The organism is Kineobactrum salinum, assembly GCF_010669285.1.
In the GTDB taxonomy this organism is placed as follows: domain Bacteria; phylum Pseudomonadota; class Gammaproteobacteria; order Pseudomonadales; family Halieaceae; genus Kineobactrum; species Kineobactrum salinum.
On sequence record NZ_CP048711.1, the window covers coordinates 136,672 to 162,273 of the forward strand.

18 protein-coding genes, 1 tRNA gene and 1 pseudogene are annotated in these 25,602 nt (G+C 62.0%); 4 read left to right on the top strand and 16 right to left on the bottom strand.

Translation table 11 applies throughout. From position 1 onward, the window contains the following. Positions 1–129: 129 nt before the first annotated feature. The 9 genes from G3T16_RS00650 to G3T16_RS00690 form a co-directional block, all read right to left on the bottom strand. Positions 130–2,283, bottom strand: a complete 2,154-nt coding sequence (locus tag G3T16_RS00650; RefSeq protein WP_163493394.1) for a PQQ-dependent dehydrogenase, methanol/ethanol family — start codon at positions 2,281–2,283, stop codon at positions 130–132. Further along, positions 2,283–3,314, bottom strand: coding sequence for a c-type cytochrome (locus G3T16_RS00655; protein WP_163493395.1), 1,032 nt, complete (start codon positions 3,312–3,314; stop codon positions 2,283–2,285). The genes G3T16_RS00650 and G3T16_RS00655 overlap by 1 nt, the downstream gene beginning before the upstream one ends. A 19-nt stretch (positions 3,315–3,333) precedes the next feature. Next, positions 3,334–4,728, bottom strand: a complete 1,395-nt coding sequence (locus G3T16_RS00660) for an FAD-binding oxidoreductase (RefSeq protein WP_232059418.1) — start codon at positions 4,726–4,728, stop codon at positions 3,334–3,336. A gap of 170 nt (positions 4,729–4,898) precedes the next feature. Continuing rightward, a complete protein-coding gene (locus G3T16_RS00665; RefSeq protein WP_163493397.1) occupies positions 4,899–6,095 on the bottom strand; it encodes an MFS transporter in 1,197 nt (398 codons plus the stop codon). Positions 6,096–6,644: 549 nt separating this feature from the next. Continuing rightward, positions 6,645–6,720, bottom strand: a tRNA-Ala gene (locus G3T16_RS00670). Positions 6,721–6,876: 156 nt separating this feature from the next. Next, complete coding sequence (locus tag G3T16_RS00675; protein WP_163493398.1) at positions 6,877–8,310, bottom strand: FAD-dependent oxidoreductase; 1,434 nt, start codon at positions 8,308–8,310, stop codon at positions 6,877–6,879. After that, complete coding sequence (locus G3T16_RS00680; RefSeq protein WP_163493399.1) at positions 8,307–8,621, bottom strand: (2Fe-2S)-binding protein; 315 nt, start codon at positions 8,619–8,621, stop codon at positions 8,307–8,309. Before G3T16_RS00680 ends, G3T16_RS00675 begins: the two co-directional genes overlap by 4 nt. Next, positions 8,621–9,850: an NAD(P)/FAD-dependent oxidoreductase gene (locus G3T16_RS00685; RefSeq protein ID WP_197911807.1), complete on the bottom strand. Its 1,230-nt coding sequence runs from the start codon at positions 9,848–9,850 to the stop codon at positions 8,621–8,623. The genes G3T16_RS00680 and G3T16_RS00685 overlap by 1 nt, the downstream gene beginning before the upstream one ends. 38 nt (positions 9,851–9,888) lie before the next feature. Then, positions 9,889–10,836, bottom strand: coding sequence for a dihydrodipicolinate synthase family protein (locus G3T16_RS00690; RefSeq protein WP_163493400.1), 948 nt, complete (start codon positions 10,834–10,836; stop codon positions 9,889–9,891). Positions 10,837–10,961: 125 nt separating this feature from the next. On the opposite strand from G3T16_RS00690, the gene G3T16_RS00695 reads away from it, so the two are divergent. Then, positions 10,962–11,873 (top strand): LysR family transcriptional regulator, encoded by a 912-nt coding sequence (locus G3T16_RS00695; protein WP_163493401.1) that lies wholly within the window; start codon positions 10,962–10,964, stop codon positions 11,871–11,873. Between the two features lie 14 nt (positions 11,874–11,887). Here the strand turns inward: G3T16_RS00695 and G3T16_RS00700 are convergent, their stop codons facing one another. From G3T16_RS00700 to gltX, 6 genes are all read right to left on the bottom strand, one after another. Then, positions 11,888–12,385, bottom strand: a complete 498-nt coding sequence (locus G3T16_RS00700; protein ID WP_232059202.1) for a VOC family protein — start codon at positions 12,383–12,385, stop codon at positions 11,888–11,890. A gap of 53 nt (positions 12,386–12,438) precedes the next feature. Next, positions 12,439–12,681 (bottom strand): hypothetical protein, encoded by a 243-nt coding sequence (locus G3T16_RS00705; RefSeq protein WP_163493402.1) that lies wholly within the window; start codon positions 12,679–12,681, stop codon positions 12,439–12,441. Positions 12,682–12,715: 34 nt separating this feature from the next. Next, a complete protein-coding gene (locus G3T16_RS00710) occupies positions 12,716–14,590 on the bottom strand; it encodes a DUF885 domain-containing protein (protein WP_163493403.1) in 1,875 nt (624 codons plus the stop codon). A 2-nt stretch (positions 14,591–14,592) separates the two neighbouring features. Continuing rightward, positions 14,593–16,854: a TonB-dependent receptor gene (locus tag G3T16_RS00715; protein ID WP_163493404.1), complete on the bottom strand. Its 2,262-nt coding sequence runs from the start codon at positions 16,852–16,854 to the stop codon at positions 14,593–14,595. 377 nt (positions 16,855–17,231) lie between these two features. Continuing rightward, positions 17,232–18,635 carry an L-serine ammonia-lyase gene (locus G3T16_RS00720; RefSeq protein WP_163493405.1) on the bottom strand — a complete coding sequence of 468 codons (1,404 nt, stop codon included), beginning with the start codon at positions 18,633–18,635 and terminating at the stop codon, positions 17,232–17,234. 101 nt (positions 18,636–18,736) lie between these two features. After that, positions 18,737–20,281 carry a glutamate--tRNA ligase gene (gene gltX, locus G3T16_RS00725; RefSeq protein WP_163493406.1) on the bottom strand — a complete coding sequence of 515 codons (1,545 nt, stop codon included), beginning with the start codon at positions 20,279–20,281 and terminating at the stop codon, positions 18,737–18,739. Positions 20,282–20,619: 338 nt separating this feature from the next. On the opposite strand from gltX, the pseudogene G3T16_RS22680 reads away from it, so the two are divergent. Next, a pseudogene (locus G3T16_RS22680) lies at positions 20,620–22,208 on the top strand (DUF885 domain-containing protein). A 31-nt stretch (positions 22,209–22,239) separates the two neighbouring features. On the opposite strand, the gene G3T16_RS00735 reads toward G3T16_RS22680, so the two are convergent. Further along, positions 22,240–23,229, bottom strand: coding sequence for an LLM class flavin-dependent oxidoreductase (locus G3T16_RS00735; RefSeq protein WP_163493407.1), 990 nt, complete (start codon positions 23,227–23,229; stop codon positions 22,240–22,242). 147 nt (positions 23,230–23,376) lie between these two features. Here G3T16_RS00735 and G3T16_RS00740 point away from each other — a divergent pair, with 147 nt between their 5' ends. Together G3T16_RS00740 and G3T16_RS00745 are read left to right on the top strand one after the other, a co-directional pair. After that, a complete protein-coding gene (locus G3T16_RS00740) occupies positions 23,377–24,465 on the top strand; it encodes a Fe(3+) ABC transporter substrate-binding protein (protein WP_197911811.1) in 1,089 nt (362 codons plus the stop codon). Further along, the gene (locus G3T16_RS00745; RefSeq protein ID WP_197911812.1) at positions 24,456–25,574 is read left to right on the top strand and encodes an ABC transporter permease; all 1,119 of its coding nucleotides are present in this window, start codon (positions 24,456–24,458) and stop codon (positions 25,572–25,574) included. The genes G3T16_RS00740 and G3T16_RS00745 overlap by 10 nt, the downstream gene beginning before the upstream one ends. Positions 25,575–25,602: the final 28 nt, after the last annotated feature.

The following is a 25,602-nucleotide window of genomic DNA, read 5'->3' on the forward strand; positions in this document are numbered from 1 at the left end:
GGCCGGCTGACGGGTGTCACGCTGGTAGGGAATGGATACCGGTGCCGCCAGCACCACGCCCTGATGACGGTTGGGTGCCCGGCTCACCCGCCGCGCTCCACCCTCGGGAAAATCCCTTTCATGAAGCCCTCATTGCTCAGAGAGATAGAGTCGGATTGATTCAACTTCTTCTTTGCTCAACACATCCTTGAAACTGGCCATGCCGCGGGACTGGAAGATCCCGTCGAGCACGATCTGCTCGAAGATAGAATTGATCCCTGGGGACATCCTGGTCAGGTCGGGAAGAATTGCGCGCGACCCGTACATGCCGTGACAGAATCCGCAGTTGCGCACGAACAGCTGTTCCCCCTGACGCAAACGCTCAGGGTCCACAGTCCCGGTCGGCGTCTGTTCAGCCGCCTCCGCAGAGGGCACATAGCGCGGCTCCGCCAGTTTTGGCATGGGCACCTCATCCCCCTTGAGCTTGAACACCAGCAGGCGTCCGTCGTTGACATAGCGCCGCGCTGCGGCGTCCTCCCCCAGCATGAACAGTGTGGCGCCGCCAAAGCCGGCCATGAGGGCTACATACTGCTCCCCATCCACCTCATAGGTGATGGGTGGGGCAATCACCCCAGTGCCCAGAAAGAGGTGCAGGAGACGCTCGCCTGTCTCGTCATTGTAGGCGTTCAGATAGCCATCCTCAGTGCCCTGGAAAACCAGGCCGCCAGCGGTGGCGAGGGTGCCGCCATTCATGAATGTGTTGTTCTTTACCTGCCACACGGTTTTTTGTCGCACCGGGTCCCAGGCCTTCAGGTAGCCGCCCTCATCCACGTCAGGTTGGCCGCGGCGCAGCTCATCCAGGTGCGCCGGAGGGTTGAAATCGAAGAGGTAGAAGTCGGTCGGGGAGAAGATCCAACCGCGCTCCAGGGCCGGTACATAGACCAGACCTGTCTCGGGGCTGTAGGACATGGGATGCCAGTTATGCCCCCCAAGCTCAGAGGGATAGATCAGTTTATCCTCCTCGCTGAAGTCAGCCTGGTCAGTCTCCACCGGCCGCCCATTCTCGATGTGGCTGGCCCAGGTTATGGTAACCAGTTTCTCCGCCGAGATCAGTTCGCCAGTGACTCTGTCCAGCACATAGAAGAAGCCATTCTTGGGCGCCTGCATCAGGACTTTGCGCTGATCCCCGTCGATCTCCATGTCCGCCAGAATCATCTGTTGAGTGGCGGTGAAGTCCCAGCTGTCCCCCGGAGTGGTCTGGTAGTACCAGCGCATGCGTCCGGTGTCGGCGTCCAATGCCACAATGGAAGACAGGTAGAGGTTGTCACCGCCGCCCGGGCTACGCCGGAACCGGGCGTGCGGGGCGCCGTTACCAGTGCCCACGTACACCAAATTGAGCTCTGGATCGTAGGAGATGGAATCCCACACCGTGCCACCGCCACCGGTGTCAAGCCATTCGCCCTCCTCGCTCCAGGTCTTGGCGGCCAGTTCCAGCTCGGGGTGCTCGTGGGGGCCGTCCACCGAGCCAGGCACTGTGTAGAAGCGCCACAGCAGTTCACCGGAGCCCACGTCGTAGGCGGAGACGTAGCCGCGTACATTGAATTCTGCCCCGGCGTTACCTATCAGGACCTTGCCGTCGAGGACCCGAGGCGCCCCGGTGATAGTGACAGCACGTGACCGGTCCACGGTGTTGGTCTGCCACAGCAGCTCGCCGGTCCTCGCGTCCAGTGCAATCAGGCGGCCATCGAAGGTGGCGGACAGCACCCGATCGTCCCACAGGGCTACCCCCCGATTCACTACGTCACAGCAACCCCGGCGGGCCCAGGCGCCGGGCACCTCGGGATCGTAGGACCACAGCAGTTCGCCGGTCCTGGCATCCAGGGCGTAGACCACGCTCCAGGTGCCTGTGGTGTACATCACGCCATCGCGAACGATCGGCGTGGCCTCCAGCCCCCGGGTGGAATCGGTATCAAACTGCCAGGCCAAGCCGAGATCGGCAACGGTGTCCCGATTGATGGCCCGCAGCGACGAGTAGCGCTGCTCCTCGAAGGTTCTGCCGTGCAGCAACCAGTCGGCGCTGTCATGGTTGGCCCGCAGAAGCCGTTGCTGGTAGGACAGGTCCACTGCGCGCCGGTCGGGAGGCGCCAGCTTGCGAAAACTGGCTTCGCTGGAATGCGGTTCCTCTGCGTAGTCTTTCTGAGCGGACTGACTGACGCCCGTCGCCAGCAGGGCGCCGCTGCGCGACAGTAATAGGGCGAAGAACAGCGCCGCACAGGTCGCCGCGAATCGGTTGACACGAAGCATTACAGTACCTCCGCTGCCGTCAGTGACACGATATAGCTGGTCACGTTCTTCATGGCCTGTTCGCTGTCCAATACCTCCATGGCGGCTCTCATGGTCGCCCCTGCCTGATCATCGGGGTGAGCCCCGCGCAGCCCCGAGGCGAAATTCTCCAGTTGCAGCAGAAGATAGCCGCCCTCCAATCCCCTCAGCGCTGGTGACTGCAGCTCAGACAGCCCCTCGGCTCGCGCGCCGTGGCAGGCCGCACAGGTCTGCCGATAAATGCGCTCACCGGAGCTGGCGTCGCCATCGAACTCTCCGGCCTGATAGGAATCCGGCAGAGTGTCGATATAGGCCGCCACGTCGCGCAGCGCCCGGTCCCCCGGCAGCGCAGCTGCCCTGCCGTTCATCTGCCAGCCGTAGAAATCCTGTACTCCGCCGCGCACCATCTGCCGAAAGTGGCGCAATTGTCGCACGATGTATTCAGGCTCCTGCAGGGTAAGCCGCGGTGCGTGCATATTGCTGTTGCCCTCACCCTGGGCGCCGTGACAGGCAAGGCAGGTCGTGTAGTAGGCCTTGCCGCGCTCGGGGTCTGCAGGGGCCAGGGCTTCGGCGATCTCACCGGAATCGGTGACCTCCTCGAAACGGACAATCTGGCCCTCCTCAATGGTCAGGATGTGCACCCAGTCGGCCCGATAATACCCTCCCGTTGCAATGCTGAACCCTTCCTCCCAGCCGGGCACATATACCCGCTTGCCCGAAGCGGAGAAGGCTTTCTGCTCGACCCTCTGCAATTGGAAGTTGTCCGCGATCCGGACAAAAAAGTCCTGCACGCCCTCACGCCCCTTGTATACGCCTGCCTGGGGAAGGATGTGTTCCGGGCCGTGGAAGATAAATTCCACTTCGGGCGAAAACAGCGAGAGTATGCGCGGCATATCGCCTGCGCCAAAGGCCGCGTAAAGTTCCCTGGCGACCTCTACCCGGGAGGCCTCATCGTCGGCCCACGCCAGACAGGAAGCGAGCAGCAGCATACAAGTGGCAGCTATTTTTTTCATGCAACAATACCCGGATTGATTAGAGACGGAGGAAGTCGTGGTAGACGCCATCGGGGTCATAGCGCTCACGCAGCCTGCCCAGCTTCGCCCAGTTCGCAGGCGCGAAACAGGCCGAGGTCTGAGCGGAACGGGTTTCCCGGTCGAACTCGTTGATGTAGTGGCCCGAGGCGAACTCCTGCATCTCGTCGTAGAAGTTCCGCAACCACTGCTGGTTGGGCTGATCGTTCTCCGCCAGGTTCCACTGGGCGTAACCTGCGAGATAGAACTGTCCAGTTGAGGAATAGGCGGCATCGGGGAAGCTGAGATCGCCGCGCCACAGGATCACCGGCGTATTGCCGTCGGAAGGCGACTGCTTCATGTATTTGCTGATGACCGGCACCGTATCCGAGGCGCGATTGGTGTAGATGTTGTCAGCTCTCGCGCGCCGCTGGGGAAAGGGTCCCTCGTTGTCTTGGTAGAGCACCTCGAAGGGGGTCGGCCGTGCCTTGATCACCTTCAGTGACTTGCTTGCGGCCCGGTGGCTGGCGATCGGCGCGAGCATGGCTTTGCTGTCGGCCTCGGATTCGCCGAAGGCGGTAGCGGCGAGCACCACCACGCGATCGCACTCGCTGCCCTCACACTGTTTGGCCAGCTCCGGAATGGTGGGGACCACCACTGTCAGCATTTCCACATTGGGATTTATACCAGGACCCACCTCCTCCATTAGTGCCACCACCTCGTCCAGCTCGGCGTAGTGGAAAAAGTAGCTGTCGGTGATTATGGACGCCGGCAGCGGATGGCACTGTAGGTGAAAAGCCGTGACGGTAAAGAACAGTCCGGGACCACCCCCTCGGGCTGCCCAGAATAGGTCGGGGTTCTTGTTCTGGCTGGCGAAAATTTTCTCGCCCTCCACGGTTACGGCCTCGATACCCACTACGTTGAACACACTCATACCGCCCCAAGCGGTCGAATTCCAGCCGAGCCCGCCACCGAGCAGATACCCACTGACCGGCACCATGCCACAATGAGCCGTGGGAAAGGCCAGACCATGGCGCGCCAGCTCTTCGTTCAGGCCCCGGCCCAGCACCCCTGCGCCTACCCGGGCGACATTGCGCGAGGTATCCACCTCGATATTCTGTAACCGGGACAGGTCGACCAGCACACCGCTGTCCCTCAGGAAGCAACCGGACCAGCTATGACCGCCGCTGCGAGTGGTGATCTTCATGCCGTTGTCGCGGGCAAAATTGATCGCCGCGACTACATCGTCCTCGGATTCCGCCTGTACGATCAGATCCGGGTAGCGCCTGAACTTGCGGTACTGCCAGATCATGCTCTGTCGCCACAGCTCGTAGTCCGGTGCCTCCCGGGCGATGACCGTGCCCTGGATGCTCGCCTGGAGCCTGCGAGTGGGGCCGTCGAAACCGCCGGCTCGCACCAAAGGGGAATGCCCGACAATTAAGCCACCAGCAGTCAACATGCCTGCCTGGGACAGGAACTCTCTCCTACTCGTTGGACCAGCGATAGAGTTCGACCGTTTTGGCGTATCGTTTTTCATAGTACAGACCATCCAGTTGACAGGGGGCGAAAGTCAGCTCTCCGGGGGCATCATTTTTTGTTAATGCAGGGGGCTCCAGCCGAGGATTTACCGCTAGTCGCGAAAGCCATAGCGCCCAGTATGAGCCCGAGAGCGACAGCAAAGGCCGCACCCGAGATCCAGTAAACAACCGACATGTCGTCGTCGATGAAACGCGAGACCAGTGCTGGTCCGATGCTCAGCCCGAGGCCGGTAAGCGCCGCACTGGCCATCATCGCCCGGCCGTCACGGTCGATCGCCGCTAGTACGCCCAGCTGGTAGGGATGAAAGATATACCAGCCGAACATGAAAATCGCGGCAGAAAGGGCGAAGGTAAACAAACTGTCGTGATCATTGGTGAGAGCCAGCGCCAACAGCAGGCAGGCAGCAGCTCCCGCCAGCGGGACGATCTGACCGAAACGCTGCTGTACAACCACCGGCACCAGCGAGCCCAGGGCACCGCCAACGGCGGCCAGGCTCAGCGCGAGCCCCACTGATTCGGCGCTCAAGCCGCTACCGCGACCTATCATCCCGACGTAGGTCCAATACGCACCCACAGCGGTAAAGAAGGTCAGGATGGCCACCAGCATCACCGCGCTGAGCATCCAGTCCGCGGTACTGTTGCGGGCCACGGAGCTCGGTCCCTCGGCGAAGGAGCGGGCCGGCATCGACAAAAGGGCCAGGGGGATCACCACCAGTTCCACCAACGCCAAGGGATAGAACACTCCCGCGATTCCGAAACTCGCCACCAGCCGCGGCATCAGCCAGATGCCGACTACACTAAAAATAATCTGGGACAGCAAAAACAGGCCGAAATACTTCTCGGCTGCAGGTAGACGTGCCAGAGCGCCGGTGGCAAGAGCCATCGCCACACCTCCGGCCATCCCTGCCACAGCCCGGGCTACCAGAAACAGGTTGTACTCCCGCAGGTGGGGACTGACCAGGTCCATCAGGAGCAGTAGCCCCACCGAAGCGGCGGCGACCGAGCGCATAGAGAAGCGCCGGGAAAAATACAGCCCGGCTAGACAGCCCAGCGAAATGAACGCCAACTGTACAAACGAGAACTCCCCTACCTGCCTGGCGTCGAAACCAAAATTCTCCGCCAGCGCAGAACTAATCACCGGCATACACAGGAATACCCCGACCCCCACCGTGCCAACAAGGATGTATGCCAAGGATTCCAGGCCCTGGAAAGAGGACGCCTGCTTGGCGTGGAGAGCTTGATTCATGGGAGTCTTTGCCTCTGTCGTTCCTTTCGGACGCCCGGCAGATCCACTGCGGGGCCCCGACCCTTCCCTAATGGATTCCGTTGGGCACGCATCCCAGCGATGGCTGCCTCGGCCGGAAAAACCGTTTGTCTTATTTCACCTTATAGTGGCGAGCATTCTATTATCCGCATTTATGGGCCACCAATCATTTGTAGTGATAACGTATTATTTGAAATGCGAGGTCCGCGAGCAGCAGTGTCCCGCATAGTGTTCAGCGCGGAGGGAATTCAATAATCCGATCCAGTCGGCGAAGATCAACCGCCTGGAACCGCGGGCTTGTGATTTTGCGGAGCTATGCGGGATCGAACGGGGCGGCCTTCCGTCGCAGACAGGGTCTGCGGTTCGGACCACGGAGCACAAAAAACCCCCGGACCTTGCGGTACGGGGGTTAGGTGTTTGGTGGAGCTATGCGGGATCGAACGGGGCGGCCTTCCGTCGCAGACACGGTCTGCGGTTCGGACCGCGGAGCACAAAAAACCCCCGGACCTTGCGGTACGGGGGTTAGGTGTTTGGTGGAGCTATGCGGGATCGAACCGCAGACCTCAACACTGCCAGTGTTGCGCTCTCCCAGCTGAGCTATAGCCCCAAAAGCTTGCTAAGTCATTGAACTTCCGTCACTTTCCCGGCAACAGCTCAATCACGAAGGCAGCATTCTAGTTACCGTCGGCACGAGTGTCAAGTTCGATGCGCGCAACGGCGGGCTGCGCCTCGGCCGATAGTGATTGCGGTTCCCCGGCGGTCGCTACTCACTGGCCAGGATGTCGGCGATGGGCACCGGCTTTATTGGTGAGCGGGCGCTGAACGGCCCCACAGCGGTCTCGCTGGTGTTGCCGTGTCGGGCCAGAATCCGGGTCACGAAATAGCCGCAGTAGCGGCCCTGGCACAGCCCCATGCCGACACGGGACCGCAACTTGGCACTGTCGGCAGTCACAATGGTGGTGTGTTGCTGCAGCAGCTCACGAAACTGGCCAACGCTGATATCCTGGCATTTGCACAGAGTCGTATCATCGCCCAGCAACTGCTCGAACACACTCCAGGGTGGCATCGCGATGCCGGCCAGCACTGCTGCAAACTCCCGCAACCCGGTCAGCCGGCGCCTGACAGGCCGGGCCAGGTCTGTGGCCTGCGCGCAGTCAATAATGCCCCGATCCAGCAATATCCCCAGCGTCGCCAGCACACCCTCTTCCTGGGCCACCTCCGCACCGGCAACCCCGGTGGTCTCACCGGCGGCATAGAGCGCTGGCACCGAGGTACGCTGCCAGGCATCGACGTCGACTATCCAGCCGCCGCGCTCTGCGGACCAGCTGGCGGCGGCTCCGGCCTGTCGAGGCAGCTCTGAGGCGACCAGAAATGAATAACAGGTACCCAAATGGTCGCAGGCAATTTCCTGCTGCTCCGCCCCGGGTTCCGCCGCTCCTTGCCGCAGGCTGGCCACGCGCACGCCGGTCAGCTTTTGCTCGCCCCGAGCCGCGACCACAGTACTGTCAAAGCGGATTGGCACCCCGGCCCGCCACAATCGCCACATGACCCTGGCCATATGCAACATTTTGCCTGTGTGGCGCAGCATCAGCAGGGGCCGCTGCAGTACCGTCAGCATGCTGCCAAAGGATTGCACAAAAAGTACGGCGGCAACCTCCCCGCCGGCCTGGCGGATCTGGTCGGCAACGATCAGTTGCAGCGGATGGCTGCCGGCAAACACGAAGCGCTGCCCGGGCACCAGCTGCTGACTCTTGACCATGGCCTGCAGGCCCCCGGCTGCCATTACACCGGGCAGGTTCCAGCCCGGAAACGGCACCGCCAGATCGTGGCAACCAGTAACAACCAACACGCTCGCTGCATGCACCACGGTAACCCCCGCGGGCCCATGCAACCACAGTCGGTGACCGCCCTGGTCCTGCTCGTCACTGTCCAGGAAGCCCAGCACCGTGGTCTGCCAGCACCAGTTGATGCGGTCGTCCTTTTGCGCCCGTTGCAGCAACCGCTGCTGGCGCCGATAGACGCGGTCCCGCAACCAGCCGCGGACCCGGATCGCCACCGGTGGTTGCCGCAGGATCTGGCCACCCGCCCGTTGCTGTTCATCAATCACCACAACTTGCAGGCCGTGTTCGACAGCGGTCAGTGCGGCGGCCATGCCGGCTGGCCCTGCGCCGACGATGGCAAGATCCACCTGCTTCACAGGGTCTCCTGCAGACACTGGCCGGTTTGCACCCGCATGCCCTCGCTGACCGGGGTCATACAGGCGCGGCGCCAGCGTGGCGAGGTTGTCTGCTTCGGCGTAAAGATCCTAACCAGGCACTCGAAGCAGCTGCCCATATTGCAAAACAGGCTGCGGGGCTCGCCTGCGCGCGTGGTATAACAGTGTTCCCTGCCCAGCAGCAGCAATGCGCTGGCAACGGTCTCGCCTGGATGAACACTGACGGCCACTCCGTCGATCTCGATCTGCAACGGCGGCTGGCGTTCGACACCGGCCTGGATACGGTGTGCCATTAGTGACCGGCCTCGCGCATGAACATGTTGATATGGCTGAACCTGCCGGGAGAAAAAGGAGTGACGGGATAGGCCGTGTCGCCGGTGGCGATCAATTGACTGATCAGTTCCGCATAACTCGGGCCGAAGGTGAAACCGGAGCCACCGGCAGCGACAAAAAACCGTGGTATCTGGGGTACTTCACCCAGCAGTGGCAGTTGATCGGCCGTTACGCCGGTGACGCCTGTCCAGGTGCGCAGCAGGTGCAACTCGCGCACGGCCGGCACCACCGCGGCGGCTGCGGCCAGGTTGCCGCGCACTGATCGATACAGCGGCTGTGCAGTCGCCGAGCCCTTCCCTGTCAGGGCCGGCAGACGTGCGGACCAGCCACCACCGATGAGCAGGTTGCCTTCGCGCACCTGTTTCATTGACAGGCGCCGGCCGACATGCTGGATCAGGTGCTCTACCAGCGGGGGCGCCTCCTCGGTAACGTTCATCGACAAACCAACCGGAAAAATCGGCAGATGCACACCCGCCAGTCGGCCCACATCCGCCGCCCAGGCGCCAGCTGCATTGAGGATGGCATCGCAACGGTATTCCGCCGGTCCTGCCCGATCCATGTCCCCGGCGCCGGTGGCTGCGGTCTGCAGAGCCCATTCATGGTGCCGGCGCCGAATACTCTGAACCCGGGTGCCGGTGTGAAAGATGGCTCCCAGCTGCCGGGCAGCGCGGGCAAAGGCCAGCGTGAGGTAGCGTGGATTGCAGTGGCCTTCGTCGGGGCAGTACAGCGCGCCCTGGACGCGTTCATCCAGATATGGCGCGCGGGCGAGCAGTTCGCTTCGCGACAACAGTTCCAGCGCCAGTCCGTGGCGGGTCTCGAATTCGTATTTTTGCTGCAGCCGTTGCAGCTGGGCCGCTGTTTCGGCCACCATCAGGCCGCCGTGCATGACCAGTTCCAGGTCCTCACCCAGTTGAGTTTCCAGGCCGCGCCATTGCTCGATGGCACGGCGGGTGAAGGGTACCAGATGGGCAATATGCTGCTGCAGCTGTTCCTGGTATTCCAGCAGGCGGTACTCCAGCTGAAAATGCAGGGATCCTGCGTTGCGGCCGGAGGCGCCGCCGTTCAGGGAGGCCGCCTCGATCACGATGACCCGCTTGCCCAGCTTCGCCAGGTAGAATGCCGCCGCGCAGCCAATCAGGCCGCCGCCGACTATGGCCACATCGCAGCTGTGCATCGGACTCCCGCTCATCTCCTTCTTCCAGTTCGCCAACCGACAAGCCGCCACAGCTAATCCTGTATCTTACTCTCCTGCGGCAGCTCCAGTCGCCCCAGTTCGGCCAGTGTAGCCCTGATTTGCTCCACCCCGGCGGCATTGAGCGGCTGCAGCGGCAGCCGGGGATAACCGCCGTACAATCCCTGCTGGTTCAGGGCTTCCTTGAATATGGCTTGAGAAGAGCCGAACCTGCCGGTCAGGTCCGGATTGAACCAGCGCTGCATTATGGTGTAGTCACGGGCCCCGTATTCCAGTGCCCGCGCCTCATTGCCCGCCCACAGCTCGTTGAAGAAGTCGGGCTGTTCGTGACCCAGCACCGCACCCGCTCCCATGGTGCCATCCGCATCGTGCTGCTTGACCAGGGTGGCGCCGGTTTCATTCATCGGGATGCCAAATACCCGCACCTGCCGGCGCAGACGGAAGAAAGTGTCCAGGAAGCGGCGCAGATCCTGGGTGGAATTCTTGATCGCTACCACCTGCTCCAGCTGTGCCAGCTCTGCCAGCAGCCCGGGCGACATGTCGACGTGAGTCCCTGGAGGCCAGTTGTACACACAGATCGGCAGCCTGATGGCGGCATCCACCGAACGGTAGAAAGCGAGAATATCTGCCTCGGAAGGCACCATATAGGGTGGTGGTGTCAGCAGGATCCCGTCGAAACCCGCCCGTTCGGCCAACTCCACCTGGATCAGCACATCGGCCAGCGTGTAGCCGCTACAACCGGCAATCAGCGGAATCCGGCCCTTCACGCCTGCGGCAACCTCCCTAAGCAGCGTTGCCTTTTCTTCCAGGTTCAGCGTGAACCACTCGCCCTGTGTGCCCGCCACCACTAGCCCGTGCATACCCTGCCCGACGAGCCAGTCGACATGCTTGCGCAGTGCCGGCACATCGAGCTCTCCGGTACCGGTAAAGGGTGTCGTCATGGCGGGTATGTAGCCCCGCCAGTTCACAGAATCTCTGTTCATAATATCCTCGAATTGCCAGCTGTAGCGATATCGTTCCGCGACCGATTAATTATTTTACAGCGCAGCGGAAGCAATTTATGATTTAGTTCGTTGCCTTTATCGCAAACCAGATGGACCGTCTTTCCATGAACATCAGCCAGCGCCGACTGCATTATCTTTACGAATCCGCCCGCCTGGGCACCATGCGGGCGGCCGGGGAAAAACTCGATGTCGCGCCCTCCTCCATCAGTCGCCAGATCGCGGAACTGGAGAGCGAGCTGGGCACCCCGCTGGTCGAACGCGGTCGTCGACGCCTGAAGCTGACCGAGGCAGGTGAACTCGCATTCCAGTACTACAAGGACCGCTGCGCGCAGCAGGAGGCCTTCCTGTCCCACGTAAAGGAACTGCAGTCGCTGACTACCGGCAAAATTGCAGTCGCAGTCGGCGAAGCTTTTATCTCCGAACGCTTCAGTGACACCCTGCAGAATTACATGCAACGCTATCCCGGTATCTCGGTAGGCGTCAGTGTCTCCAGCACCAACGAGGTCGTGCGCCTGGTCAGCGATGACGAAGCCCACTTCGGGATGATATTCGACACCTCGCGGGATCCTAAAGTGCGCTCGCGGGTACACCTGCCGCAGCCGATGAAGGTCGTCGTGCACCGTAGTCATCCGCTCGCGGGCAAGGCCTTGGTGGAATTGGCAGAGCTCGGCCAATACACCGTGGGGCTGCTGGACGGCGCCTATCGGATCCGGCAAATGATTGAACAGAGCGAACAGGAACAGGGTATCTTCTTTACGCCACACCTCGCCACCAGCTCGCTGGCGTTGCTGCGCGGTTTTATCAATTCAGGTATAGGCGTATCACTGCTACCCGACCTGGTGGTGGGAAAGGAGCTGGCCGAGGGGCGCTTTGTCACGATCCCGACCGACAGCCCCACCCTCAACAGCACCCAGATCAGTCTGGTCACACGCAGCGGGCGGCAACTGCCCATTGCCGCATTCAAGTTCATGCAGCATGTCGAAGAGTATTTCCGCAAACTGGCACCCAGGGCGTGAGCTTGCCGCTGTACTTACAGGTACTGCACCAGTTCCAGCTGGTGCCCGAACGGGTCCAGCACATACCAGGAATGCGAGTCCGGACAGGGGGCCTCGGTCATCGTGATCGGTCCCGCCAGCACCCGGCAACCCTCGTCCTCCAATCGCGCTACAGCGGCGTCGATATCATTCACCTGCAGACAGAAGTGACTGGCACCCACATCGCAGTTGCGCGGTGGGTCGCGGCGGGCATCGGCGGGCTTGTCGTACTGAAACAGTTCCACTTTGTAGCCGGGTGTCAACTCGATCATCGCGATCGCCAGACGAGCCGCACCGACGTTGACATGCGCTATGGTCCAGTCGCTGCCGTCCTCCATCGGCGGTATCTCCGCCGCATCGAAGGGCCCCATGCGGTATAGCACGCGGGCGCCAAATACGCGGCCGTAAAAGTCGATCACGGCCTCGAGGTCCGCGACCGTCAATGACACATGATCCAGCTTGAATTCAATCGGTGTACCAGCCTTGTTGCTCATCTGCTCGCTCCTCTACAGTGCCCAATCGTTGCGCACCACGGTGCCGCCCTCCATCACCAGGCCGATGCTGCGCAGGGCCGAGATGCTGTGGCATCAGCCAGTACGGTGACATCGTCGCGGCTGCCCACCGCGGCGATGCGCTCGCCGTCCACCAGTACCACTGCATCCTCCAGCGCCGCCCCGCCGTCCAGATTGACCACAGAGCCGCCGACCAGCGCAGTAAGCTGCGCACTGACGGGAAGGGACAGGCCAGCGAGCATCAACGCGCCGGCAGCCATCAGTTTTTGCATTGTCATAAACAGTACTTCCAGAGTATCACCTGTAACAGGTCTAGAAATGAATGGACGGTGTACTTGTGCCGCTCGCGTCGTCCTGCAGGCCGGCGCGGCTGCGCCGCACCCAGCGATCTATGCTGCGGTCCATGACATCCAGCGGTACATAACCGTTTGCCAGTACCGCCTGGTGAAAGGCGCGCAGATCAAAGCGATTACCCAGAGCGTCACGCGCACGCTCCCTGGCCTCGAGAATACGGCGCATGCCGATCTTGAACGAGGTGGCCTGACCGGGGACGGCGATATAGCGATCCACCGCGCGCACATTGGCCATGTGGGGACTGGGTGTCGTGTCGTCCAGATAGCGGATGGCCTCGTCCCTGGACCAGCGTTTGGCGTGCAGCCCGGTATCCACCACCAGCCGGCAGGCGCGCCACAGTTCTGCCGCCAGGCGGCCGAAATCGGAATACACATCCTGGTAGAAACCGATGTCATGCGCCAACTGTTCCGCATACAGAGCCCAACCCTCCACAAAGGCACTGTTGAGCCACCAGACATTCTGCTGGCGTAGCGCCGGGATGGCCGGGTCCGCACTGATGGCCGAGATTTGCAGATGATGCCCGGGCACAGTTTCGTGATACACCAGGGCCTCCAGGTCATAGGTGGCCACCGTGGCCATATCATGCAGGTTCAGGTAGAAGCGCGCCGCTCGTCCCGCAGCGCCCGCCTCGTAGAATGCTCCCGGCGCAGACTGCTCCCGGTACTCCTCGAAGCGCCGTATCTCAAGCGCTTGCCGGGGCGGCTCGAATACCAGCTCCGGCAGGCGCTCCGCCATCGCCTGATACAGCTCACGGGCCCGCGCCAGCAGTTGCACCCGGCCCTGGGCGTCGTTGGCCAGATAGAACTGCGGCGAGCTGCGCATGAACTCGAAGAATTCGGGCAACTCGCCGTCGAATTCCACTGTCCGCATGATGGTCTGCATCGCCGCGTGGATCCGCGTCACCTCCGCCAGGCCATAGGCATGGATCTCGTCCGCGCTCAGCTCCGTCGTGGTGAACTGGCGCAGCAGAAATGCGTAGAACGCATCGCCCTCCGGCATCTGCCAGACACCGCCGTCGTGACCTGCGCTGAGTTGATGCTCCTCGAGGGTATCAATCAGGGAACGGTAAGCCTGCCGGTAAGGGCCCAACAGGGCGCTGCGGATGCGCTGTAGATACTGTCGCATCACTGTCGTGTCCAGTTCGCCCTGCTGCAACCGTTCCCGGACAGAGGACCAGACGGGATTGTCACCCCGCTCGTCGAAGGGTGCGCCACTGATCACCTGGCGGGCGCCCTCGATCAGCCGGGGATACAGACTGGCCGGAAGGCCGCCGGCGCTGTCGCGCTGTCTTTCCAGCTGCGCCTCCAGCTGGGCCAACAAGCGGGGTACGGCCGCCAGATCCCGCAACAGCGCATCCAGATCTGCAGTCGAATCCACCGGCCCGCCCCGGGCCAGCCGGCCCGGGATCTCGAGGTGTGTACCCACAATCTGGTTGACGGGAAATAGATGGCTGCGCCAGTGATGCCGCTCCAGCAACAACTCCAACTCATAGACCAGGGCATCGTATTGCGTTCTTGCACCCGGGCCCAATGCCGCCGGCTCAAAATCCTCGCGCAGTGCCGCCAGTTGCCGCCTGACCACCGCGATGTCAGCCTCCTCGGCAGCAGCTGACAGATCGGGCCAGCCACTTCCAGCCGGCATTGCCGCTGCACCGCCCGCCAGTTCAGGCCGGTTGGCCTGCCGGTACTGGTGGACGCCGGCCATGAATTCAGCCAGCCGCGCCTCCGGGGATGACGGCTCAGCTCTAGCAGGATTGCCGCTGGCCACCGTCAGCAGCAGGACCAGCGTCAGTCCGCGAATGGCAGCGGGCAGCGTGTGCTGCAAACCCATCATTTCTACAGGGTCCGCATTGTTATGCGCACGCCCCAGGTCTGATACGAGGGCTGCACATGCAGGCCGCCCAGGAAGGCTTTCTGGTAGGCGTTGGTGTAGTATTCCTCATCAAACAGATTTTCCACATAGGCAGTGACGCTGAAGCGGTCAGTCTCGACGCCGGCACGCAGGTTGAAGTGATCGTAGCTGGGTACGCGGAACGGGAAACCTTCATCCTGGCGCACCAGTGAGACCAGATCGGGCAGGATTTCATCGCGGTGGAACCACTCCAGCCTGACGAAGCTGTCGTAGCGCTCGGCGAAGGTAAAACGGTACTCGGCATCGCCGCTGAAAGTCCATTCAGGCGCATTCGGCATGGCCTGGCCGCTGAGGTCGTACAGTTCGCCATCAATGAAGGCGTTGGTAAAATCATCAAACTCCGCATCGACGTAGCCCGCGGAGAAGTTGACCACAAAATTCTCGGTCAGCACCGCGGAGACCTCAAGCTCGCCCCCCAGATTGCTGGCAGAAGCAGCATTCTGAATGCCGGAGTTGAAGACAATTACGCCCTCATCATTGGTTTCAGCTACCGCGAAGGATGCCTGCAGATCATCCCATTCGAGATAGAATAGCGAGCCATTCAACCGCAGGCGATTGTCCATCAACTGGGACTTGAAGCCCAATTCATAATTCCACAATTCTTCCGGGTCGAAATCACTCTCCTCGAAATCGGCGCCCAGCTGCACCCCGCCGGCCTTGAAACCCTTGGATACCGTGGCAAACAGATCCATGCTCTCGCCCAAAGCATAAGTCACCGACACTTTCGGGGAGAAATCGGTGAAGTCGGCTTTGTCTTCAACAAATCCGTTGATGACACCAGAGGAAAGGTTGTACTGGGAGACCTCCACTTCATCCCTGGTATAGCGACCACCCAACACCAGGTCCAGACGGTCATTCAGATGCCAGGTGAGTTCCCCGAAAACAGCAGCACTGGTGCTTTCGTTCTCACCCACGGTAGAGGTGATCTGGAAGTCCTCCGGCAAACCGAACAGGCCGCCTGCACCGGCAAAGGTCTGCTGAAAAATCTCGCCCTCATCCCTGCTGTAGATCACCCCGACCGTCCAGTCCAGACGCTCATTGCCGGCGGACTGCAGGCGGAACTCCTGGCTGATCGACTCGCGGCTGATGGGCTTGTCCTCGTACACGAAATCCTGACTACTGCCGTCGATATCGCCTTGCAAAAAGGTATCGGACTCGATGTAGCCGGTGATGCCGACCAGGCTGAAGGCATCAAAATCGTATTCAAACTTGCCCGTATAGAGTTCCCATTTGGAGCCCACCTGCTGGGGCCGGTCGAAATTGACGCGGTTGCGGTTATCGGGATAGAAACCCACCCCGTCCGGGTCCGCGACATTGCCGAACAGACTGGCAGCGAAGACGGACATCACACCGGAGGGTACCCCTTCGCGCATGCCGACAACTTCATCCGATGTCGTCGCCATCAAGTCCACTGTAAGGCGGTCAGTCGGCGTGTAGCGCAGGCTGATGCGGCCGTATTCGTATTCGGAATCATTGCCGCCGCCGATCGGGTTGATGTTCTTGATGTGGCCATCGCTCTCGTAGTGCTTGTAGTTGGCCCGCACCGCCAGCACGTCATCGATCAGCGGCATGTTGACCACGCCCTCGATGTCACGGGTGCCGTAGCGGCCCAGCTCGCCCGATATCTGGGCAAAAAAGTCATGCTCCGGCTTGACCGTGGAGATGTTGACCGCACCGCCGACCGCGTTGCGGCCAAAATAGGTTCCCTGCGGCCCTCGCAGCACTTCGATCCGCTCGAGGTCCATCACCCCGGGGTTGGCCGTCGCGCTGACTACATTGACGTCATCGAGATAGAACGCAAAGGTACTCGCCCGCACCAACGCTTCGGTCGTATCGAGCTGATTGGTGACGCCGCGGATGCTGAGTTCCTTGCGATCACGGGAACCACTGGAGATAAAGCTGACATTGGGTGTACGGGAAAAATAGCCCTCGATGCCCTTGAACATGTTGCGCTCAATGGAATCGGCGGAGAATGCCGTGATGCTGACCGGTACATCCTGCAGGGACTCTTCGCGGCGACGGGAGGTCACCACCACTTCCTCGATTACCAACCGCTCCGCTGCCTGCTGGGCCTGTGCCGCGACCGACCACAATGCACTGGTGCCGGATACGATTATTGCGGGCACTACTGCGGCAGCGCCACCCAGGCTGCTCCAGATCAGTTTTCTTTGCCAGTTGTCGTTCATGTTGGTTCCTCGTAAGAATTCTCCGGGCACTACCGGTGCTGATGTGATAAGGCAGATCCCTGGGTGTCCAGCTACTGCGGTTTGTCCGCAGGCACGCAGTGGATAGTGGCTCCACGCTGACAAGGCCGCTCCATCCCGGTCTTCGGACACATGCAAACAGGCAGCTTGAAGCACGGAGGCCACTTGCGATACAAGTGACATTTTAAACAGCTATCACAAAGCAGTAGTAACCCGTTGTTGTTGCTTAAAACGCAACCCTCGCTTGCCGACTGGCGCAGCAGACTTGTACAGGTACGGGGAGCGGGAATGGGGATTTGAGACGGGGCAGCCCGCAAGGATGAATTCGACGGCGTGGCAGTCTGATCCGGCCGCGGCCGTCAGCACTCGATAATGCTGACGGGGACCTCCAGGACATTGACGGCGAGACCGCCTCTTGAGGTTTCCTTGTATTTATCCTGCATGTCGCGACCGGTATCGCGCATGGTCTTGATCACCTGGTCCAGCGATACATAGTGCTCTCCACTGCCACGCAGGGCCATCCGCGCCGCGCTGATGGCCTTGATGGCGCCCATCGCGTTGCGCTCGATGCAGGGGACCTGCACCAGACCACCGATCGGGTCACAGGTCAGTCCCAGGTTGTGTTCCATCGCAATTTCGGCCGCATTCTCAACCTGGCCCGGTGTGCCGCCCAGGGCGTCGGCCAGTGCGCCGGCCGCCATCGAGCAGGCAGAGCCGACTTCGCCCTGGCAGCCCACTTCGGCACCGGAGATTGAGGCGTTGATCTTGTACAGGATGCCGATCGCCGCCGCAGTGAGCAGGAAGCGGCTCACGTCGTCTTCGCCAGCCCCCTTGCAGTGCTTGAGATAGTACTTCAACACTGCCGGAATGATGCCGGCGGCGCCATTGGTGGGAGCGGTAACAATGCGTCCGCCAATGGCATTCTCCTCATTGACGGCCAGCGCGTACAGGGTCACCCAGTCCAGCGTGGCCATCGAGTCATCGCCGAAACCGCCGGCATTGGCCTTCAGCTGCTGGTACAGCGGCGCGGCGCGGCGCCTCACCTTAAGTCCCCCCGGCAGTATCCCTTCGGCCCGGCAGCCACGCTCTATACTGGCGTCCATCACGTGCCACAGATGCAGCAGGCCGTTGCGGATTTCGTCTTCGCTGCGCCAGGCTTTTTCGTTCTCCAGCATCAGGGCGCTGATGGACAGACCGTGGTCCCGGCATTGCTGCAGCAACTGGGCGGCGCTGTTGAACGGGTATGGCAGCTCGGTGGGATCGTCGACCAGCACATCCCCGCCTTCGGCAACGGCCTCGGAGATCACGAAACCACCACCCACCGAGTAATAGACCCGCTGCTGCAGCAGTTCGCCGCCGTCGTCCCAGACCCTGAAACGCATCCCATTGGAGTGATAGGGCAAGGTTTCGCTGCGGTGCATGATCAGGTCATCGCGGTAATTGAAATCGATTTCCCGGCTGGCCAGCAGATTCAGGCGACCGCTTTCACGCACTGCCGCCACCCGCCCGGCAATGTCTTCCACCACTACCTGCTCAGGGGTTTCCCCCTCCAGCCCCAGGATTATCGCCTTGGGCGAGCCGTGGCCGGCGCCGGTCGCGCCCAGCGAGCCGAAAAGCTCGGCAGTCACCCTTGTGCAGCGCTGCAGTAATTCACTGTCGCGCAAACCCACTGCAAACTGGCGCGCGGCATTCATCGGCCCCACCGTATGCGAACTGGATGGGCCGATCCCGATCTTGAACAGGTCGAATGTGCTGATGGCCACGTTTGGTTTCCGCCTGGCTGTGACTGTTCCTGTCATTGTAGGCCGTGCGCGCGACAATAGCATCCTCGTCCATGGCCGCGCGCTTCGTGCCGGTATCGGCCTCAGGAGGCTGCCGGACCTCCGGCCGGACTGCTGTTGGCCTCGCCGCGATCGTCCAACCCGTCCGCCAGTTGTTCGTATCTTTTCTCCAGCCGCTTCAGCGCCTTTTTCGATACCCCGCCCAGTACCTCGATAGCGTGGCGCAGCCGGGCCCGGCTCATGTCGGGGCCCAGCAAAGCCATGGAATCCACCACCGAAAAGGATGCGCTGGTACCGGCGATCGCGACGAACAATGGAGCCAGGAAATCCTTGACCTTGATGCCGAGGGCGTCGGCCAGGCCCTTCAGTGCCAGCCAGACAGAATCGCGGTTCCACTCCACCAGCGCCTCCAGGCGCCACAGCGCAAACTGCAGGTGGGCCACGGTGTCTTCGCGCTCCGTCTTGAGTCCGGCGAAAGAGGCCTCACTGATGGGCAGGGTGCCCGAGACCAGGAACGCTGCCAACGGTGCAAAATCACTCAGCGTCTCCATGCGCTTCTGGGCATGGGGCAGAACCCGGGCCAGATTTTCAGCGTTGTAGGCCCAGTCGATCAGGCGCCGGGCCAGTTGCTCCTCGCTCAGGTCTTCGCGGATCCAGAGGCCATTGAGCCAGCGCAGTTTTTCGACATCGAAGATCGGACCACCCAGCGATACCCGCTGGATATCGAAATTGTCCCGCATCTGCTGCAGGCTGAACTTCTCGCTCTCATCCGGCATGGACCAGCCCATGCGCCCCAGATAGTTGAGCAGCGCCTCCGGCAGAAAGCCCATACGCTGATAATAGAGGATACTGGTGGGATTCTTGCGCTTGCTGAGCTTGGATTTGTCCGGATTACGCAGCAACGGCAGATGGCACAGTACTGGCATGTCCCAGCCAAAATACTCGTACAGCAGCTTGTGCTTGGGCGCCGAATTGATCCATTCCTCGCCGCGCAGCACATGGGTTATGCCCATCAGGTGGTCGTCCACCACATTGGCCAGGTGGTAGGTGGGCATGCCGTCGGATTTCAGCAGAATCTGCGCATCCACCATGCTCCAGTCCAGCTCTATGGTGCCGCGCAGCATATCCTCGATGACGCAGCTGCCCGCCTCGTCCGGCACCCGCATCCGTATCACGTGGGGCATGCCGGCGGCCTCGCGCCGCGCCACTTCGTCGTCCGGCAGCACCAGGTCGGCCGGTTTCAGTGCGCTGCTGTCGCCCGCGACACGACGGGCCTCGCGCAATGCCGCCAGTTCTTCCGGCGTGCGGTAGCACAGGAAAGCCTTGTCTGCCGCCACTAACTGCATGGCATGCTCACGGTACAGCGCCATGCGCTCGCTCTGACGGTAGGGACCGTGGGGGCCGCCAGTGTCGGGGCCCTCGTCCCACTCCAGACCCAGCCAGCGCAACGAATCCAGGATGGCCTGTTCCGAGGCGGGAGTACTGCGTTGCTGGTCTGTATCCTCGATACGCAGCAGGAACTGGCCGCCGTGAGCCCGCGCAAAGCAGAAATTGAACAGGGCGATATAGGCGGTGCCCACGTGTGGGTCGCCAGTGGGCGATGGCGCAATACGGGTGCGAACAGTCATGGTTATCCGGATAGTGGCTCTTGGGAGCGGTGATTATACGGACAACTGTTGCAACCCGGAACAGCCAGCCATTCGCTTTACAAGGGCCGGCATCGTGCTATGGTTCCGGTACGCAACTGTAATGGGAAGGCACCGCCGTGATCACGATCAGAGCCATCGGAACCACCCTGCCGGCAACGCTGCTGGCTGCCCTGCTGTTTATTGGGGCCACTGTCAGCCTGCCCACGCAGGCGCAGGCGCAGGCGCAGGCGCAGGCGCAGGCGCAGGACAATAAGGCCTGGAACAGTTATGTCGAACAGTATATCGAAAGCTTTTTCGCTGCCCACCCGGCCTTCGCCGTGCAGAAGGGCCGCCATGAATACGATGGCCAGTTGCCGGACTGGAGCAAAGAGGGTATTGCCGCCGAGATCGAGCGGCTGAAACAACAGCGCGAAGAGGCGCGGGAGTTCGCCGACGAGGAGTTGTCCGCGCAGCAACGCTTTCAGCGCGACTACGTGCTGGCAGCCATCGACAGGCAATTATTCTGGCTGGAAGACGCCCAGTGGCCATTTCGCAGCCCCGCATTCTATTTTGACTGGCTGTCGGACTCCATCGGCCCGAATGCCTATATCGCAATGGACTACGCCCCGCTGGAACAGCGCATGAAGGCCTATATCAAGTGGGCCAACAACATTCCGCGGGCCGTCACCCAGATTCGCGCCAACCTGCAGATGCCGATGGCCCGTACGGTGCTGCAATACGGTATCGATTCCTTTGGCGGCTTCGCCAGCTACGTTCGGGACGACGTTCCGCAGGCCTTTGCCGGGGTTGATGACGAGGCCCTGCAGGCCGAGTTCAGCACCGCCAACGACAAGGCAATAGCGGCCTTCGAGGCGCTGACCGCGCACCTGCGCGCCAACATGGCCAGTGCCACCGAGGACTACGCCCTGGGCCCCAAACTGTTCCAGAAAATGCTGTACGCCGCCGAACGGGTGGACACCCCGCTGGCACAGCTGGAGGAAATCGGGCGTGCCGACATGCGCCGTAATCAGGCCGCCCTGAAAGAGGCCTGCGCAGAATTTACCCCCGGCAAGAGCATCCGGGAATGTTTCGCCAGGATGGCCAACCGCAAACCCGAGGGGGTTCGGTGGCGGCAGCGCGGCGTCAGCTGGGGGAGCTCAAGGCTCATGTAATCGAGCAGGACCTGGTCAGCATTCCCGGCGAGGAGGAAGCGCGAGTACAGGAATCTCCGCCCTACGCCCGCTCCAACTTTGCCTTTATCAACATACCCGGGCCCTATGAAGAGGGCCTGTCACCAATCTACAATATCTCCCCGCCCAATCCCGCCTGGCCCGAAGAGGTGCAGCGGGACTATATCGCGGGAGAGTCCGATCTGTTGTTTACCTCGGCCCACGAAGTCTGGCCCGGCCATTTCCTGAACTTCCTGCACGCCAACCGCGCCGAATTCACTTTCGGCCGCGTATTTGTCTCCTACGCCTTCAGTGAAGGGTGGGCGCATTACACCGAGGAGTTGATGCTGGAGACCGGGCTGCGTGACGCGTCACCGGAAACCCGGGTGGGCCAGCTTAGCAACGCGCTGATGCGTAACGCCCGCTTTCTCTCCGCCATCGGCTTGCACACCGGCGGCATGAGTGTAGAGGAATCCGAGCGCCTTTTCACCGAGGAAGCCTACCAGGGCAAGGGCACCGCCCAGCAGCAGGCCAATCGGGGCACCTATGACCCGGCCTATCTCAATTACACGCTGGGCAAGCTGATGATCCGCCAGCTGCGTGACGACTGGGCGGCGAGCCGCGGCGGACGCGAGGCCTGGCGCGAATTCCACGATACCTTTCTGTCCTTCGGCGGCCCCGCAATTCCGCTGGTGCGCGGCGCCATGCTGGATCAGCCACCGCAGGCGGTATTCTATCGCCAGCAGGACAAGCGCTGATTGCGGTCGCCCCCCACGGGGTGAAAGCCCCTCAGACGCGCAGTGCTGCCAGTATTTCCAGCGCTGCGCGGCGTTTCTCCGGGTCATACAGGTCGATGGTAAACATCAGCTCATCCACCTCCACTGTAGCCAGCAGCGCATGCAGTTGGGCGGCAATCGTGGCGCCGCTGCCCAGCAACTGCAGGGCCAGGAAGTCCCGCACTGCAGCCTCTTCACCACTGCTCCACAAGGTCTCCATGCTGGCGACGGGCGGGCGCAGCCACAGGGGCTGACCGCGCAACAGCGCCAGAATGCGCTGTTGACTGGTAGTGGCCAGGTACTGCGCCTCCTCATCGCTGGCGGCGGGCACAGCGGGCAGCGCCAACATCGCCCAGGGTTCGTCGAGTTGGGCTGAGGGCTGAAACTGGCTGCGATACAGGGCCAGCGCCTGGCGATAGAGGCGCGGCGCAAAATGGCCGGCGAAGGCATAGGGCAAGCCCCGGGCTGCCGCCAATTCGGCACTGAACAGGCTGGAGCCCAGCAGCCAGACAGGCACCTCAGTTCCCGCGCCGGGGATGGCCCTGACCTGCTGGCCCGGGCGCATTGGCCCCAGCAGCCGCTGCAGTTGCGCAATTTCCTCCGGAAAAGCCTCGGCGCCCGGCCCCGCCCTGCGCAGCGCACGGCTTGTCACCGGGTCAGTACCCGGGGCGCGCCCCAGTCCCAGGTCAATGCGCCCCGGATACAGGCTCTCCAGCGTACCGAACTGTTCGGCGATAACCAGAGGTGGGTGATTCGGCAGCATGATACCGCCCGAGCCCACCCGAATTGACTCCGTGCTACCGGCTATATGCCCTATCAGGACTGCAGTGGCAGAGCTGCTGATGCCCTCCATATTGTGGTGTTCAGCCAGCCAGAAGCGCCGATAGCCGAGCTCTTCCGCGCGGCGTGCGTAGGAGACGGTATTGGCCAGTGTCTGGCCGACGCTGTCGCCCTCGCGCACAGAGGCCAATTCCAGCAAAGAGAAAGGTTGGGACACGGGCATCAGGTTCTCCGGTAACAATCAGGCTGTTGATCCGTCAAGCAGGCAGTGCCGCTCAAGGCATTTCCGCCTCGGCGGGGCGTCTACTATAGGCCAGTCGGAACTGCTTACCAAAATTGAAGCCCTGTGGACTTGCTATCCGGCGAGCAAATGAGAATAATTAGCGTTATCAGCATTATCTTCATCCAGGCCAGAGAGACCGTTATGCCGTACCGATTCTACTTCGCCCTTGTCCAACCCCTGCTGACCGCTGTATTGCTGGCGCTGGCATCGCCGTCCACCGCCGCCGAAGCCATCAATATCTACTCGGCTCGCCAGGAAGCACTGATCAAGCCACTGCTTGACCGTTTTACCGATCAGACCGGAATCAGCGTCAACCTGGTCACCGGCAGCGGTGATGCATTGCTGGCGCGCTTGCGTACCGAGGGCCGCAACTCGCCTGCCGACCTGTTGCTTACCACCGATGCCGGACGGCTTTACCGGGCCCGCGAAGCCGGGGTCCTGCAACCGGCGCTGCAGGACCTGCCGGTTGCCTTGGTGCCCGGGCACCTGCGTAGTCCGGAGGGCTACTGGGTCGGCCTGTCAATGCGCGCGCGGGTACTGGTGTACGCCCCCGACCGCGTGGATCCCGCCGAGCTCAGTTCCTACCAGGCCCTGGCCAGACCTCAGTGGCACGGGCGCATCTGTGTGCGCTCCTCCGGCAACATCTACAACCAGTCGCTGGTCGCCAGTATGCTCGCGACCCAGGGCAGTGAGGCCACGCAGCAGTGGCTGCAAGGCCTGGTAGAGAACTTTGCGCGTCCGCCCCAGGGAGGCGATCGCGATCAGATCAAGGCGGTGGCGAGCGGCCAGTGTGATGTCGCCCTGGTCAATAACTATTACCTGGGGGCGATGGTGCAGTCGGAGGACCCGCAGGAACGTGCGGCCGCCGCCAAAGTCAGGCTGTTCTGGCCCAACCAGCAGCAGCGCGGCACACATGTCAACATCAGCGGCGCAGGTATCACCGCCGCCGCCCGCAATCCGAAACTGGCACGTCAGCTGATAGAGTTCCTGTTACAGGACAGCAGCCAGCGCTGGTATGCCGAAGCCAACAATGAATACCCAGTACGGGATGATGTTCCGGCCAGCGCGCTGTTGCAGTCATGGGGCGAATTCAAGGCAGATCAACTGGATGTGAGTGAACTGGGGAGGCTGAACGCAGCAGCCGTAATGGCCATGGACCGGGCCAATTGGAAGTAGCAGCACCCCTGCTCGCGACCTCCCGGTCCCCTCCGCGGCAGGCGCTGCTCTGGCGCGCCAGCCTGTTGCTCAGCGCGGCCTTGATCTCGGTACCGGTGCTGGTGATTATTGCCAGCCTGTTCGGCGACTACAGCCCCGCCTGGCAACACCTGCTGGACACCGTGCTGGCGGATTACATCGTCAATACGCTGCTGTTGATGGCGGGAGTCGGGCTGGGCACCTTCCTGCTCGGAGTCAGCGCTGCCTGGCTTACCGCGATGTGCGAGTTCCCTGGCCGGCGCCTGTTCAGCTGGGCGCTGCTGCTGCCGATGGCAATGCCGGCCTATATCATTGCCTACACCTACACAGGCATGCTGGACTACGCAGGCCCCCTGCAAACCCAGCTGCGCGGGATCTTTGGCTGGAGCTACGGTGACTACTGGTTTCCGCAGATCCGCTCGCTGGGGGGCGCCGTCTGCATGCTGTCACTGGTGCTCTACCCGTATGTCTACCTGCTGGTGCGGGTGGCTTTTCTGGAGCAGTCCACCGCGGTGCTGGAGGCCAGCCGCAATCTTGGCAAGACGCCATGGCAGACGCTGTTCCAGGTGGCCTTGCCACTGGCGAGGCCGGCTATCGCCGCCGGTATCAGTCTCGCGCTGATGGAAACTCTGGCCGACTTCGGCACGGTATCCTATTTCGGGGTCAGCGCATTTACGACCGGTATCTTTCGTACCTGGTACGGCCTGGGTGAATTGCAGACCGCGGCCCAGCTTGCCGCCTTCATGCTGCTGTTCGTGTTCGCGCTGATCATTCTGGAGCGGCGCTCACGCCATCGCCTGCGTTACCACAAGACCTCGGCGCGGCAGAGTCCCACCCGTATCCGCCTGCGCGGCTGGCGCGCCGGTGTCAGTTTCGGGGTCGCGCTGGCCATCCTCAGCGCGGGCTTCCTGTTGCCGGCGGCCCAGCTCGCCAGCTGGGCCCTGAGCCACTATCAGCAGGGCTGGATGCCGCGTTCCTGCAGCTGGTGCGCAACAGTTTCCTGCTGGCCGCCATGGCGGCGCTGTGCTGTCTACTGCTCGCGTTGCTGCTGGGTTACGGCAAGCGCCTGTATCCCGGGCGCAGCGAACTGACAGCGGCGCGCGTGGCAAGCATGGGATA